The organism is Myxococcota bacterium (assembly GCA_035498015.1).
Classification (GTDB): Bacteria; Myxococcota_A; UBA9160; order SZUA-336; family SZUA-336; genus VGRW01.
On record DATKAO010000131.1, the window covers coordinates 1 to 12,964 of the forward strand.

10 protein-coding genes are annotated in these 12,964 nt (G+C 70.2%); 3 read left to right on the forward strand and 7 right to left on the reverse strand.

Going from position 1 to position 12,964, the window contains the following annotated elements; translation table 11 throughout:
* The 7 genes from VMR86_11655 to VMR86_11685 all read right to left on the reverse strand — a co-directional run.
* On the reverse strand, positions 1–614 hold a 614-nt coding region (locus tag VMR86_11655), incomplete at its 3' end, for a response regulator (protein HTO07696.1).
* Between the two features lie 2 nt (positions 615–616).
* A complete protein-coding gene (locus VMR86_11660; protein ID HTO07697.1) occupies positions 617–1,108 on the reverse strand; it encodes a chemotaxis protein CheW in 492 nt (163 codons plus the stop codon).
* Positions 1,105–3,768 (reverse strand): chemotaxis protein CheA, encoded by a 2,664-nt coding sequence (locus VMR86_11665; protein ID HTO07698.1) that lies wholly within the window; start codon positions 3,766–3,768, stop codon positions 1,105–1,107. The genes VMR86_11660 and VMR86_11665 overlap by 4 nt, the downstream gene beginning before the upstream one ends.
* A gap of 120 nt (positions 3,769–3,888) precedes the next feature.
* Positions 3,889–6,579 carry an aconitate hydratase AcnA gene (acnA, locus tag VMR86_11670; protein ID HTO07699.1) on the reverse strand — a complete coding sequence of 897 codons (2,691 nt, stop codon included), beginning with the start codon at positions 6,577–6,579 and terminating at the stop codon, positions 3,889–3,891.
* A 610-nt stretch (positions 6,580–7,189) separates the two neighbouring features.
* A complete protein-coding gene (locus VMR86_11675) occupies positions 7,190–9,562 on the reverse strand; it encodes a metallophosphoesterase family protein (GenBank protein ID HTO07700.1) in 2,373 nt (790 codons plus the stop codon).
* Between the two features lie 111 nt (positions 9,563–9,673).
* Positions 9,674–10,132 carry a cytochrome c-type biogenesis protein CcmH gene (locus VMR86_11680; protein HTO07701.1) on the reverse strand — a complete coding sequence of 153 codons (459 nt, stop codon included), beginning with the start codon at positions 10,130–10,132 and terminating at the stop codon, positions 9,674–9,676.
* 139 nt (positions 10,133–10,271) lie between these two features.
* Positions 10,272–10,766 carry a chemotaxis protein CheX gene (locus VMR86_11685; GenBank protein HTO07702.1) on the reverse strand — a complete coding sequence of 165 codons (495 nt, stop codon included), beginning with the start codon at positions 10,764–10,766 and terminating at the stop codon, positions 10,272–10,274.
* An 83-nt stretch (positions 10,767–10,849) separates the two neighbouring features.
* On the opposite strand from VMR86_11685, the gene VMR86_11690 reads away from it, so the two are divergent.
* The 3 genes from VMR86_11690 to VMR86_11700 all read left to right on the forward strand — a co-directional run.
* Positions 10,850–11,224, forward strand: coding sequence for a response regulator (locus tag VMR86_11690; GenBank protein ID HTO07703.1), 375 nt, complete (start codon positions 10,850–10,852; stop codon positions 11,222–11,224).
* A 53-nt stretch (positions 11,225–11,277) separates the two neighbouring features.
* Positions 11,278–12,222, forward strand: a complete 945-nt coding sequence (locus VMR86_11695; GenBank protein ID HTO07704.1) for an alpha/beta hydrolase — start codon at positions 11,278–11,280, stop codon at positions 12,220–12,222.
* A 14-nt stretch (positions 12,223–12,236) separates the two neighbouring features.
* Positions 12,237–12,964 (forward strand): methylmalonyl-CoA mutase family protein (locus tag VMR86_11700; GenBank protein ID HTO07705.1); only part of this gene is annotated, 728 nt, incomplete at its 3' end.

Consider the following 12,964-nt stretch of genomic DNA (forward strand, 5'->3'; position numbering starts at 1 on the left):
GTCGCGAGCGACGCCGTGAAGCGCGCCGGCATGTGCTGCACGATCAGCACCGGCACGCGCAGGTCGGCGGGCAGCATGGGAATCACTTCGGCCAGCGCGCTCGGCCCGCCCGTCGAGCTGCCGATCGCTACCACGTCGATCGCGGGCGCCTTGCCGCGCGCGCCCTTGGGCTTCTGCACCTTCGCGGGCTTGGCGCGCTGCGCGCGGCCCTCGCGGAAGGCGTCGATCACCGTCGACAGCGGCTCGCGCAGCGCCGCGAAGCCATCCTCGCCGGGCTTCACCTGCGGCTTGGTCACGAAGTCGAACGCGCCCGCCTGCAGCGCCTCCATGGTGATGTTCGCGCCGTTCGTGGTCAGGCTCGACACCATGATGATGCCCGCGTTCGGCAGGAGCTTGCGCAGCTTGGGCATGGCTTCGACGCCGCCCATCACCGGCATCTCCACGTCGAGCAGGATCAAGTCGGGCCGCAGCTCGGCGGCCTTGGCGATCGCGTCCTTGCCGTCACCCGCGGTGCCGACACACTGCAAGTCGGGCATCTCGCGCAGACAGCCCTGCACCAGGCTGCGGTAGATTGCGCTGTCGTCGACGATCAGAACCTTGAGCGTGTCGGCCATGCCTACTCCGTGTCGCCGAGCCGCAAGAGCGCGCTCGGGTCGACGATGCGAATCACCTGATCTTTGAGCTGCACCACCGCGGCCAACAGATGGTCGTTCTTCCCGGACTGATCGGGCGGAGCGGGGGCGATCTGATCCTCCGCGACGGTGATCACGTCGGAGATGCGGTCCACCCAGAAGCCCGCGAGCTCGTCGTTGGTGGCGAGCCCCGTGAGTCCCAGGCCCGCGAGGTCCGAGTTGGTCTTCAGGATCACCAGCCGCGTGCTCTTCTTCTGCTCGCGCGCCGGGTAGCCGAGCCGGACGGCGGGATCGATCACCGTCACGATCTGTCCGCGCAAGTTCATGAGCCCGCGCACCGCGCCGGGCGCACCGCGCGCGGGCGTGATCTGCACCTGCCGGTTGATCTCGCGCACGGTCAGGATGTCGATGCCGTAGCACTCGTCGCCCAGATAGAACGTGCAGTAGCGGCGCTCGCTGCTGGCCGTGGCGTTCATGACGCGTCCGTCCTCTCGATGCCGGCCGCCTCGAGCAGCGCGGGCGCGTCGATGAACAGAGTGAGTCGGTCCTCGATGATCGCGGAGCCCGCGAGGCCCGGCGCGTTCAGCTGCGAGCGGTCGGGCTGGGCGTCGGACTCGAGCGTGTCGACGATGCGGGTGGCGATGATGCCGGCCTCGAGCCCTTCCAGGCGCGGGATCAGCACGAAGAACTCGTCGGCTTCCTCGCCGCCGCCGCGCACCGGCAGCACGTCCTCGAGCCTGACCAGCGGGATCGTGCGCCCGCGGTGCTTCAGGAAGCGCCGCGAGCCGACCCACTCGACCTGCGGCTTCTCCACGCGCTCGAGCCGCAGCAGCTCGCGCAGCGACATGGCGAAGCGCTCGTCGGCGGAGTTCGAGAACACCACGAGTGACCGGCGTTCCGCGGCCGGCGCCGCCGGCTCGGCCTGCTCGCCTCGGCGCGGATCGGCATCGGCGATCTCGTCGAAGCGGATCTGCGCGCGCTTGGCGATGCCGAGCGCGTCGAGGATCATGGCCACGCGGCCGTCGCCCAGGATGGTCGCGCCCGCGTACCAGCCGCAGTCGGAGAGATAGGTCGACACGGGCTTGACCACGATCTCCTCGCTGTCGTGGAGCTCGTCGACCACCAAGCCGTACAGGTGCGCCCCGGAGCGCAGGATCACCACGTTCGCACGCGTGCGCTGGCTCTGCTCCGAGCGGCGGATCTCGAGACACTGCGCCAGGCGCACCAGCGGCAGCAGGTCACCGCGCAGCCGCAGCACCTCGCTCGAGCGGATGCGTTCGACCTGCTCGGCCTCGCGCTTCAGCCGCACGACCTCGACCACGTTGAGCTGCGGGATCGCGAAGCGTTCGCCCTCGACCGAGACGATCAGCGACGGGATGATCGCCAGAGTGAGTGGCAGGTGGATGCGCAGGCGCGTGCCCTCGCCGATCGCGCTCGACACCTCGATCTGCCCGCCCAGGCTCTGGATGTTCGTGCGCACCACGTCCATGCCGACGCCGCGGCCCGACACGTCGGAGATCTCGGTCGCGGTCGAGAGACCCGGCTGGAAGATCAGCGCGACGGCGTCCTTTTCGGACAGCGCCTGCGCCTGGTCGCGCGTGATCGCGCCGCGCTGTACCGCGGCCTCCTTCACGCGCTCGGGATCGATGCCGCGGCCGTCGTCCTGCACCTCGATCACCACGCGCCCGCGCTCGTGATAGGCGCGCACCGCCACGCGGCCGACTTCGGACTTGCCCAGCACGGTGCGGCCCTTGGGGTCCTCGAGCCCGTGGTCGACCGCGTTGCGCAGCATGTGCGTCATGGGGTCGGCCAGCGCCTCGATGATCGAGCGGTCGAGCTCTACGTCGCCGCCGGTGACTTCCAGCTCCACGCGCTTGCCGAGCCGGTGCGCGATGTCGCGCACCAAGCGGGGCATGCGGTCGAAGAGCACGCGGATCGGCTGCATCCGCGTGTTCATGATGTTCTCCTGCATCTCGGTGGTGACGAGATCCAGGTTCTGCAGCACCGACTTCACGCCGGGCTGGGTCGAGCTCTCCAGCAGCTGGCGCATCTGATTGCGCCCGAGCACGAGCTCGCCCGCCAGGTTCATGAGCTTGTCGAGCAGAGTGAGTGACACGCGGATGGTCTCGGCGCGGCGCTCGGCGCCGCTGATCTGCTCGTCGAGGGCGTCCGCGCCCTCGGACGGGCGCACGGCCTCGGGCCGCTCCTCCTCCTCGAACGGGTGCGCGGGCAGCTCGGCGTCGGCGAGTCTCTGGGCCTGGGCGGCGGCGATCGCCTCGGCCTGCTCCACGGTCAGGATACCCAGCGCGATCGCCGTGGCGCTGAACGAGCGGCGCAGGAGCGACCCGCGCTGCGCGCGCAGCACCTCGCGCCGCTGCTCGTCGTTCAGGAAGCCGAGATCGACCGCGATCTGGCCGAAATACAGCGGCAGCGGGCGCGCGTCGTCGGGCAGCGGAAACTCGTCGACCGCGCCGTCGACGGGCGCGCGCACCACGCTGAGTGACTCGGCCGGAAGCCCGATCGCCTCGGCCAGCAGATCCAGCTCGAGCGGCGAGGCGAACACCACGCTCTTCTTCTCGCCCGCCTCTTCGACGCGCTCGCCGTAGCGGCCGAGCGCCGTGAGCAGGCGTTCGCGCTCGCGCCGCTTCTGCGGCAGCGCGATCCGCACCACGTGCTTGCCCTTGCGGCGCTGCTCGGCGCAGGCCTGCTGGAACGGGTCGGTCATGGCCTCCGCGCCGATCGAGTGAGTCGCGCTGCCGCGCTCGACCAGTGCCGTGAGCGCGGCGCACAGCGCGTCGGCGGGCTCGCCCTCGCCTTGCGGCAGCGAGCCGAGCATGCGGCGCAGCGCGTCGATGCCGCGCAGCAGCGGGTCGGCCATGGCGGGCTGGAAGTCGAACTCACCGTCGCGCAGCCGCATGAGCAGGCTCTCGAGCGCGTGCGAGAGCGCGGAGATGTTCGCGAGCCCGAGGAAGCCCGCGGCGCCCTTGATGCTGTGGATGGCGCGGAAGATCTCGTTCACCGCCGCCGACTCGCCCGTACCGCGCTTCTCCATCTCGAGCAAGAGCGGCTCCGCCCGCTCGAGGTGCTCGAGTGACTCGGTGACGAACTCCGAAATCAGGGCGGGGTCGGAAACCAAAGGCAAACCTCGTCTTGCGGCGCAGGGCTGCGCAGTCCATCCATCGGCGCCGGGCGCACGACGCTTGCGCGCCGAGGGGGCCGGAGCATGGGCCGGGTGCCCATGCGACCACAGGACGGGTCAGGCGAGCTGGCGCAGGACGTAGGGCAGGATGCCGCCGTGGCGGTAGTAGTCGAGCTCGCGCGGCGTGTCGATGCGCACGCTGACCCGGAAGGTCTTTTCGCCGCCTTTCTCGCCACGCGCGCGCACGACGAGCGTCTGCCGCGGGCGCAGCGCGTCGAGCCCTTCCAGGTCGAACAGCTCCCGGCCGCTGAGCCCGAGCGACTGCGCGCTGGCGCCATCGGCGAACTCGAGCGGCAGCACGCCCATGCCCACGAGGTTCGAGCGGTGGATGCGCTCGAAGCTCTTCACGATCACCGCGCGCACGCCAAGCAGCATGGTGCCCTTGGCGGCCCAGTCGCGCGACGAGCCCGAGCCGTACTCGGCGCCGGCGATCACCACCAGCGGCACGCCCGCGCGCTGATAGCGCTCGGAGGCCTCGAAGATCGAGGTCACGTCGCCGTCGGGCAGGTAGGTCGTGACTCCGCCCTCGGTGCCGGGCGCGAGCTGATTGCGCAGGCGCGTGTTGGCGAAGGTGCCGCGCACCATGACCTCGTGGTTGCCGCGCCGCGCGCCGTAGGAGTTCCAGTCCTCCTGCGCCACGCCCTGGTCGAGCAGCCACTTCGCGGCCGGCGCCTTGGGTGAGATCGAGCCGGCGGGCGAGATGTGGTCGGTGGTGACCGAGTCACCCAAGAGCGCCAGCACGCGCGCGCCGCGGATGTCGCCGCGCGCCGCCGGCTCGCGCTGGATGCCGTCGAAGTACGGCGGCTTGCGGATGTAGGTCGAGGCGTTGGACCACGCGTAGCGGTCGCCGGCCGGCGCCTGGATGCCCCGCCAGTGACTGTCGCCCTGGAACACGTCGGCGTAGCGGCGCTGGAACATCTCGCGCTTGACCGAGCTCGCGACCGCGCGCTGCACCTCGTCGGGCTTGGGCCAGATGTCGGCCAGGTGGACGGGCTTGCCCGCCTTGTCGGTGCCGAGCGGCTCGCGTGTCAGGTCGAGGTCGATGCGCCCCGCCAGCGCGTACGCGACCACGAGCGGCGGCGAGGCGAGATAGTTGGCGCGCACCAGCGCGTTGATCCGGCCCTCGAAGTTGCGGTTGCCCGAGAGCACCGCGGCCGCGACCAGACCCCCCTCGGCGATGCCGTCCGCGACCGGCTGGGGCAGCGGGCCGCTGTTCCCGATGCAGGTCGTGCAGCCGTAGCCGACGATGCCGAAGCCGAGCTTCTCGAGCGGCGCGAGCAGCCCCGACTGCGCGAGATAGTCGGCGACCACGCGCGAGCCGGGCGCGAGGCTGGTCTTGACCCAGGGCTGGGTCGTGAGTCCGCGCTCGAGCGCGTTCCTGGCGAGCAAGCCCGCCGCGGTCAGCACGTTCGGGTTCGAGGTATTGGTGCAGCTGGTGATCGCCGCGATCACGATCGAGCCGTGCGCGAGCTCGGCCTTGGCGCCCGATATCTGGATCGGCACGCGGCGCGCGAGCGCGGCCGCGTCGGGGGCGGCCTTGCCGCCGATCAGGCTGGGGAGCGCGCGCGCGAACTCGCTCTTCACGTCGGGCAGGAGCACCCGGTCCTGCGGCCGCGACGGCCCCGCGAGACATGGCGCGACCGTGCCCAGGTCGAGCTCGAGGATCGAGCTGTACTCGGGATCGGGCGCGCCGGCGTCGGCGAACGTGCCTTGCGCGCGCGCGTAGGCCTCGACCAGCGCGATCTGCTCGTCGCTGCGCCCGGTGAGCTTCAGATACTCGAGTGTCTTCTCGTCGATCGGGAAGTAGCCGATCGTGGCGCCGTACTCGGGCGCCATGTTGGCGATCGTGGCGCGGTCGGCGACCGACAGCGAGCGCACGCCGGGGCCGAAGAACTCGACGAACTTCTCGACCACGCCGTGCTTGCGCAGCATCTGGGTCACGGTGAGCACGAGGTCGGTCGCGGTCGCGCCGGCGGGCAGGCTGCCGGTCATGCGGAAGCCGACCACGTCGGGAATCAGCATCGACTGCGGCTGGCCGAGCAGCGACGCCTCGGCCTCGATCCCGCCGACGCCCCAGCCCACCACGCCGAGCCCGCCGACCATGGTGGTGTGCGAGTCGGTGCCGACCACGGTGTCGAAGTACGCGAGCCACTCGCCGTTCACCTCTTCGGCGAACACGACCGGCGCGAGATACTCGATGTTGACCTGGTGCACGATGCCGGTCGACGGCGGCACCACGCGCAGCCGCTCGAACGACGACTGCCCCCAGCGCAGGAACTCGAAACGCTCGCGGTTGCGCTCGAACTCGAGCGCGGAGTTCTTCGCGGCCGCGTCGGGCGTGCCGAAGAAGTCGACCTGCACGGAGTGGTCGATCACGAGGTCGGCGGGCCGCAGCGGGTTGATGCGCCTGGCATCGCCGCCGAGCTGCGCCATGGCGTCGCGCATCACCGCCAGGTCGACCACCGCCGGCACGCCCGTCAGGTCCTGGAGCACCACGCGCGCGGGACGGAACGCGATCTCGCGCTCGTTCTTGCCCGACGCCGACCAGCTCGCGAGCGCCGCGATGTCGTCGCGGGTCACGATCGTGCCGTCCTCGTGGCGCAGCAGGATCTCGAGCAAAACCCGGATGGAGCGCGGCAGGCGCGCGAGCTTGCCCAGGCCGGCCTCTTCGATGCTCGCCAGCCGGTGGAAGCGGTAGCGCTTGCCGCCGACTACGAGCGCGCCCACGCCCGACGCTCCGCTCGCCATGTCGCATCCTCCTCAGCAGAGCGTGGGTAGGGTGCCCACGCGATCATCTGGCAGAGGATTCGACAATAGCGGCCCGCCGCCGGAAGTGCGCGCGGGAGCGAGTCGCAGCTTGGTGGGGAGGGAAGCGGGTGTTTGGGAGTGCCCGCGGCCTCGCTCCCGGCGCACGTTCCGTTGGCGGTCGCCGAGAGACAACGCAGAACCCATGCCAAGCCGAGACTCGAACCCCGAACCGGGTCACGTGGAGCGACCTTCGATCGGGAAGCTGCCGCCTCGAGAGAGGTCGCCCGCTCGACGCAGAGTGGAAGCTCACTTCCCACCGAGGGAACATCGTCGCGCGCTGCGCTCGGGCCAAACACGTCGACGTCGGTTGCCTCGTCGACCATCCAGTCCGCGCCCGATGGCACAGCGAACGCGGACTGCATGGTCGACGAGGCAACCGACGTCGACGCGACCTCATTTTTGTTTGGGAGTCAGAGACCTCTGGTTCGCCGGCGCGGCCGGGGCAAAACCCGGAGGGAGCGTCTGGAGCGTACTCGCGAAACAGCGACCGAGGGTTTTAGCCCGGAGCGCCAGGCGCAGAGATGCTCCGGCTCAGGCTCCGGGCTCCGGCTCAGAAGATCTTCAGATCGTCGACCAGCACCTTCTTGCCCTTCTCGTCCAGCCCGTAGGCAGTCACTTCGAGCTGCTTGTCCGAGAGGGTGAGCTGCAGGTAGACCGGGTGCGTGTTGTCGCGCACCGCGGACCAGGTCGGCTGGGCCGCGCGCAGCCACGGCTTGAAGGCGACGTGACCGCCCGAGCCCGAGCGCATGAAGATCACGCCGTCGTTCGCGGTCGTGACCTCCTGGAGGTCCGGCAGCATCGTCGACGGGGCCAGCGAGGCGCCCTTCAGCGGGCGCGTGCGCTCGAAGCTGTTGCCCTCGCCCGAGAGCACCAGGTTCACGCCGTACTTCATCAGCATGGGCGCGATCGCGTTGCGCGGGGTCTGCACCGACGCGTCGGTCTTCTCGCTCGAGAACAGGTCGGCGTGCATGTAGATCACGATCCAGCGCACGCCCTTGGCGCGGGCCGCCGCCAGATCCGCGTCGAGCCAGGCCAGGGTGGCCGCGCCCGCCGTCGTGGACGGGTGGATGTTGCCGACCGTGGGCGCGTTCACCGCCACGAAGTGAGTCGAGCCGAAATCGTAGGAGTAGCTCGGGTTCGCCGCGTTGGGGTCGGTGAGCGTGAGGTACTCCGCGTAGTCGGCGGCGACCTCCTGGTGCACGGAGCTCGCGACCTCGGTGTCGCCCAGCACGGGCGCGAAGATCGAGTTGCTGGTCACGACGCTCGCCTGGTCCTTCCACATGTCGATCGCCTGCTGCGTGTTCGACGCCGCGCCGTTCGCGATCGCCTCGGCCGAGAGCGCGTAGCCGCCGCCGCCCAGCACGAGCGGGAAGTGACCCTTCTTGATCGAGTCGAGCACCGCGTCGGCCTCGGCCGACGGGGCGCTCTGCTGCAGGCCGTTGCCCGCGACGAACGCCACCTTGAACTTCGAGCGCGGCGTGGCCGGGCCCGGCTGCAGCGCGAAGCCGTCGCTGAAGTCGCGGCCGGTCGTCGCGGCGCCGCTCACGCGGTAGCGGTAGCGCGCGCTCGCGCTCAGGTTCTGCAGCGTGACCGAGTAAGTCGCGTCGCAGCCGTTGACCTTCTTCGGCACCGCGCGCAGCGAGCGCCAGAAGCCGTCGCTCTCCTGGCGGTACTGGAGCACGGAGCCCATCGGGTTCAGCGGCGCGTTCCACACGATCGTGCGCGTGGTCTCCGAGTCCTGGCCGAGCTCCTGGTGGACGTCGGTCGCGGCCGCGAAGCTGCCGCTGCACGCGGTCTGACTCGGAGTCACCGGCGGGCGCGGGTCGCGCGGGTTGTTCGGATCGGTCGGCGTCATGTTCGGGTCGTTGGTCGGCGGCATCGGGTCGGGCGAGGCCGGCGGCTGCGTCGGCGTGGCGACACACACGCCCGCGGCGCAGGTGCCGTCGGCGCCCGACATCTGGGTCAGGCAGGACTCGCCGTCGGGATGCATCGTGACCCGGCAGCCCAGCGTCGGATCGCAGAACGCGTCGAAGCACGGGCCGTCGTCGGTCGGACACTGCATGGCGGTGCCCGGCACGCAGGCCGAGCCCACGCAGGTCTCGGTGCCGTTGCACACGTTGCCGTCGCTGCAGACCATGGGCGTGCCGGCCACGCAGGCGTTGTTCACGCAGCGCTCCACGCCGTCGCAGGCCTGGCCGTCCGAGCACTGCGCGTCGTTGCCACAGGCGAAGCCGCGGCACACGCCGCTGCGACACACGTCGTACTTGGTCGCGGTCTTGCCGTCCGAGCACGTGGTCTCGTCGGGCTTGGGGGACGAGCCCGCGACACACTTGTGGTTCACGCACGACTGCGGGCCCGCGCACGAGTCGGCGGGCGCCGGGCAGTCGGCGTCGGCGTTGCACTGGCCGAGCGTGCCCGCGCACGTGCCGCTCGGCTGGCACATGTCGCTGAAGGTCATGGCGTTGCCGTCGTCGCAGGTGCTGCCGGCGCGCGGCGCGGGATCGAAGACGCAGCCGGTCGCGGTGCAGGTGTCGGTCGTGCACGGGTTGTTGTCGTTGCAGCCGTTCACGAGACACTGTTGCTGCGCGGCCACCACGAGCTCGTTCGAGAACCCCGACTCCTTGCCGGTCGCGTCGTACGACTTCAGCGAGATGTACACGTTCTGGAACTGCTCGATGCCGGTGAGCGCGTAGCTGGCCACGCCGTTCGAGTCGACCGGCGGGATGAAGTTGATGTCGTCGCGGTAGTCGCCGTAGCTCTGCGAAGCGGCGCCCACGTAGACGTGGAAGCCGACCACGCGCGCATCGCCGGGCGGGCGGAACGTGAGGTTCACGTTGCGCAGCTGGGCATGCGCAGTCCCCGCGAGGGCGAGCAGCACGAACGCCGCGCAGGCCGCAATCCTTCCGAGAGTGCGCTCCATCATCGCCGACACGAATCGGCGCCGTGCAGGTCTACAGCGTGACGCGCCTCACCCGGGCGCTAGCCCGAGTGACTCCGCGGGGAAGGCTGGAGGAGCTGCGGCCGAGTGAGTGGCTCAGCGCCCTTCGACGTCGTCCAGCTCGCGCGCCAGATCCCGCTCCAGTTCCGGGGAGATGGGGGCCTCGGTTGCGCGTGGCCGTTGGACCGAGCGTACCAGCGCCACGGCCAGGAGGCCGGCGCCCGCGATCAGCACCCCTATGGGTAGGGCCCAGCCGATGCCCTCTTTTGGTACGCCGATCACATGGTCGCCGAAGCGCATCTCGATGCGTCTCCGGATCGAGTCCGGCGACTCGCCCGCGGCCAGGGCGTCGCGGATCTCCTCGCGCACGGTCGCGGCATCGGGGCTCGAGCAATCGGCGATCGTGCGGCCCGGGCAGAACGGGCTCATCAGGTTGCGCGAGAGCTCGTTCGCCTCGCGCGCGCGCTCCGTGTCGGGGTCGAGCGCCGGATGGCACGCCACGAGACACGCTCCGACGAGCAGCGAGAGCCAGAGCTTCGGAAGCAGCCACCGCATCGCCGCGGATGTTAGCTCAGGGCGCAGGGGCCGAGCGAAGGCCGCCCTGAGCGAGGCTCGCAAGCGCCGGAGCACGGGTAGGGTGCCCGTGCGATCACAGGTCGGGCGCGCGCAGTGAGCCGCAGGCGAACGAAGTCAGTCAGGCCGGGTCGAGCGGGGCGGGCTCGCCGCCGTCGGAGAGCACCACCTCGACGTGAAACACGCCGGTGTAGTCCTCGAACGGCACCGCGAGGCCGCGGGCGCCGCGCACGCGCAGCTCGGCCTTGGGAGTCATGACCACCGTCGGCAGCGCGATCTCGACCACGCCCATGGTCGAGAGCGCCGTCTTCACGTTGCCCGCGAGCATGTTCGTGATCTCGCCGACCGCGTCGCGGATCTCGTCCTCCGAGGTGATCTCCTCGACGTCCACGCCCACCAGGCGCGCCGTGAAGTCGGTCGCCTGCGAGCGAGTCACGTGAATGGAGACGTAGCCCGCGAACTCGCCCGCCATGCCGATGAAGCCGGTGACCTCGCTGGCCTTGAAGGGCTGCGGGTCCTCGAACGGGTCCTGGGCGGTGAGCTCGGTGCCGAGCATGGTCGAGAACACGCTGTGGGTCGCGTTCCGGATGATCTCGGCGATCTTGCGCGCATCCATTGCAAGCTCTTCTCGTCCGCGGACGTGCGGGACTGAATGCGCGAATCAAGCGCGGACACGCCCGGGCCGAATAGGAGTCGCGAATGGCACGCGTATTGGTGGTCGACGACTCCGCGACGATGCGCAAGATCATCATGAAGGGCCTGCGCGACGCGGGCTTTGCGGAGCTCGAGTTCGCCGAGGCCGGCGACGGCGCGAGCGCGCTCGAGACCCTGCGCAAGGAGGACTTCGACCTGGTCCTCTCCGACATCAACATGCCGGGAATGGACGGGCTCGCACTGGTGCGCTGCGTGCGCGACGAGGCGCTGGGTGGGGCCGACCTGCCGATCGTCATGATCACGACCGAAGGCGGGCTCGAGCGCGTGCAGGAGGCCCTGGCCGCCGGCGCGAACGACTATCTGCGCAAGCCCTTCTCGCCCGCGCAGCTGCACGAGAAGATCACGCCCTTCGTCCGCTGAGCCCGCCCGTCCCTCCGGACAGTGGTAGCTTACGCAGACAGAGGAGGACTGCCTTGGCTGCTGATCCGCGCGGGGCGCTGAATCCCCAGGTGAAGGTGCTGTTCGACATGATGGCCGCGGGGCGCGCCACCCGGGTGCTCGAGCCCAAGGCGCTGCGCGAGGGCCTGGGCGCGCTGTCGGCGCTTCTGGCGGCGGGCGCTCCCAGCGTGGCGGCCACGAAGATGATCGAGATCCCCGGCCCGGCCGGAAAGATCCCGGCGCGCGTGTACTGGCCCGGTGATCCGAAGAAGGGTCCCTACCCCGTGGTCGTGTTCTTCCACGGCGGCGGCTACGTGGCCATGAACCTCGATACCCACGACAAGATCTGCAAGCAGCTGTGCAGCGGGATCGGTGCGGTGGTGGTGTCGGTCGACTACCGGCTCGCGCCCGAAGCGCGCTACCCCGCGCCGCTCGACGACTGCGTGGCGGCGTACCGCTGGGTGGCCAAGAACGCGGCCGAGCTGTCGGGCGACGCCTCGCGCATCGCGGCCGGCGGTGACTCGGCCGGCGGGAACGCGACCGCGGCGGTCACGCTGAAGCTCCTGGCGGCGGGCGAGAAGCTGCCGCGCGCGCTGCTGCTGTTGTGCCCGTGGCTCGAGATGTCGCTGGCGAGTGAGTCGATGAAGACCTTCTCGCCCAACGACGGCGTGCTCGACACCGAGATCATGACCTTCTTCCGCGACTGCTACGTGAAGCCGGGTGACTGGGCGGACCCGTTCGCCAGCCCGGTGCGCGCCGACGTGTCGAAGTTCCCGCCCACGCTCGTGATCGCGGGCGCGATCGACCCGCTGCGCGACGACGCGCTGCAGTTCGCGGACAAGCTCAAGAAGGCCGGCCGCGAGGTGCAGCTCTCGAACTACGCCGGCATGCCGCACGACTTCATGCTGTTCCCGGGCATCGACGACGGGGACCGCGCGGTCGCCGAGATCGTGCGGTACGCGAAGTCGAAGCTCGCCTAGGAGCGCCGCGCGCGATGGCCGATCGACCCTGGATCTTCCGCACCTACTCGGGTCACTCGACCGCGCGCGCGTCGAACGCGCTCTACCGCTCGAACCTGGCCAAGGGCCAGACCGGTCTCTCGATCGCCTTCGATCTGCCCACGCAGACCGGCTACGACGCGGACCACCCGCTCGCCGCGGGCGAGGTGGGCAAGGTCGGCGTGCCGATCGGCTCGATCGAGGACATGGACCAGCTGCTCGAGGGCATCCCGCTGGACCGCATGAACACCTCGATGACCATCAACGCGACCGCCGCCTGGCTGCTCGCGCTGTACGTCGCGGTGGCGGAGCGGCGCAGCGTGGCGCGGGCCGATCTGCAGGGCACGACGCAGAACGACATCGTCAAGGAGTATCTCTCGCGCGGGACCTACATCTTCCCGCCCCGCCCCTCGCTCGATCTCACGCGCCAGATGATCGAGTGGACGGTCGCGATCGTGCCCAAGTGGAACCCGATCAACGTGTGCAGCTACCACCTGCAGGAGGTGGGCGCGACGCCGGTGCAGGAGGTCGCGTTCGCGCTGGCCAATGCCATGGCGGTGCTCGACTCCGTGCGCGTGCCGCGCGCCGAGCTGGGCGCGGTGTTCGGGCGCATCTCGTTCTTCTGCAACGCGGGCATCCGCTTCATCGAAGAGATCTGCAAGCTGCGCGCGTTCACGCGCATGTGGGACAAGATCGGCCTCGAGCGCTACGGAGTCACCGACAA

Coding starts and splice junctions, on each gene's coding strand:
- VMR86_11675 (HTO07700.1), bottom strand. CDS start 9,562: ATGATGGAGCGCACTCTCGGAAGGATTGCGGCCTGCGCGGCGTTCGTG.
- VMR86_11680 (HTO07701.1), bottom strand. CDS start 10,132: ATGCGGTGGCTGCTTCCGAAGCTCTGGCTCTCGCTGCTCGTCGGAGCG.
- VMR86_11685 (HTO07702.1), bottom strand. CDS start 10,766: ATGGATGCGCGCAAGATCGCCGAGATCATCCGGAACGCGACCCACAGC.
- acnA (HTO07699.1), bottom strand. CDS start 6,579: ATGGCGAGCGGAGCGTCGGGCGTGGGCGCGCTCGTAGTCGGCGGCAAG.
- VMR86_11690 (HTO07703.1), top strand. CDS start 10,850: ATGGCACGCGTATTGGTGGTCGACGACTCCGCGACGATGCGCAAGATC.
- VMR86_11660 (HTO07697.1), bottom strand. CDS start 1,108: ATGAACGCCACGGCCAGCAGCGAGCGCCGCTACTGCACGTTCTATCTG.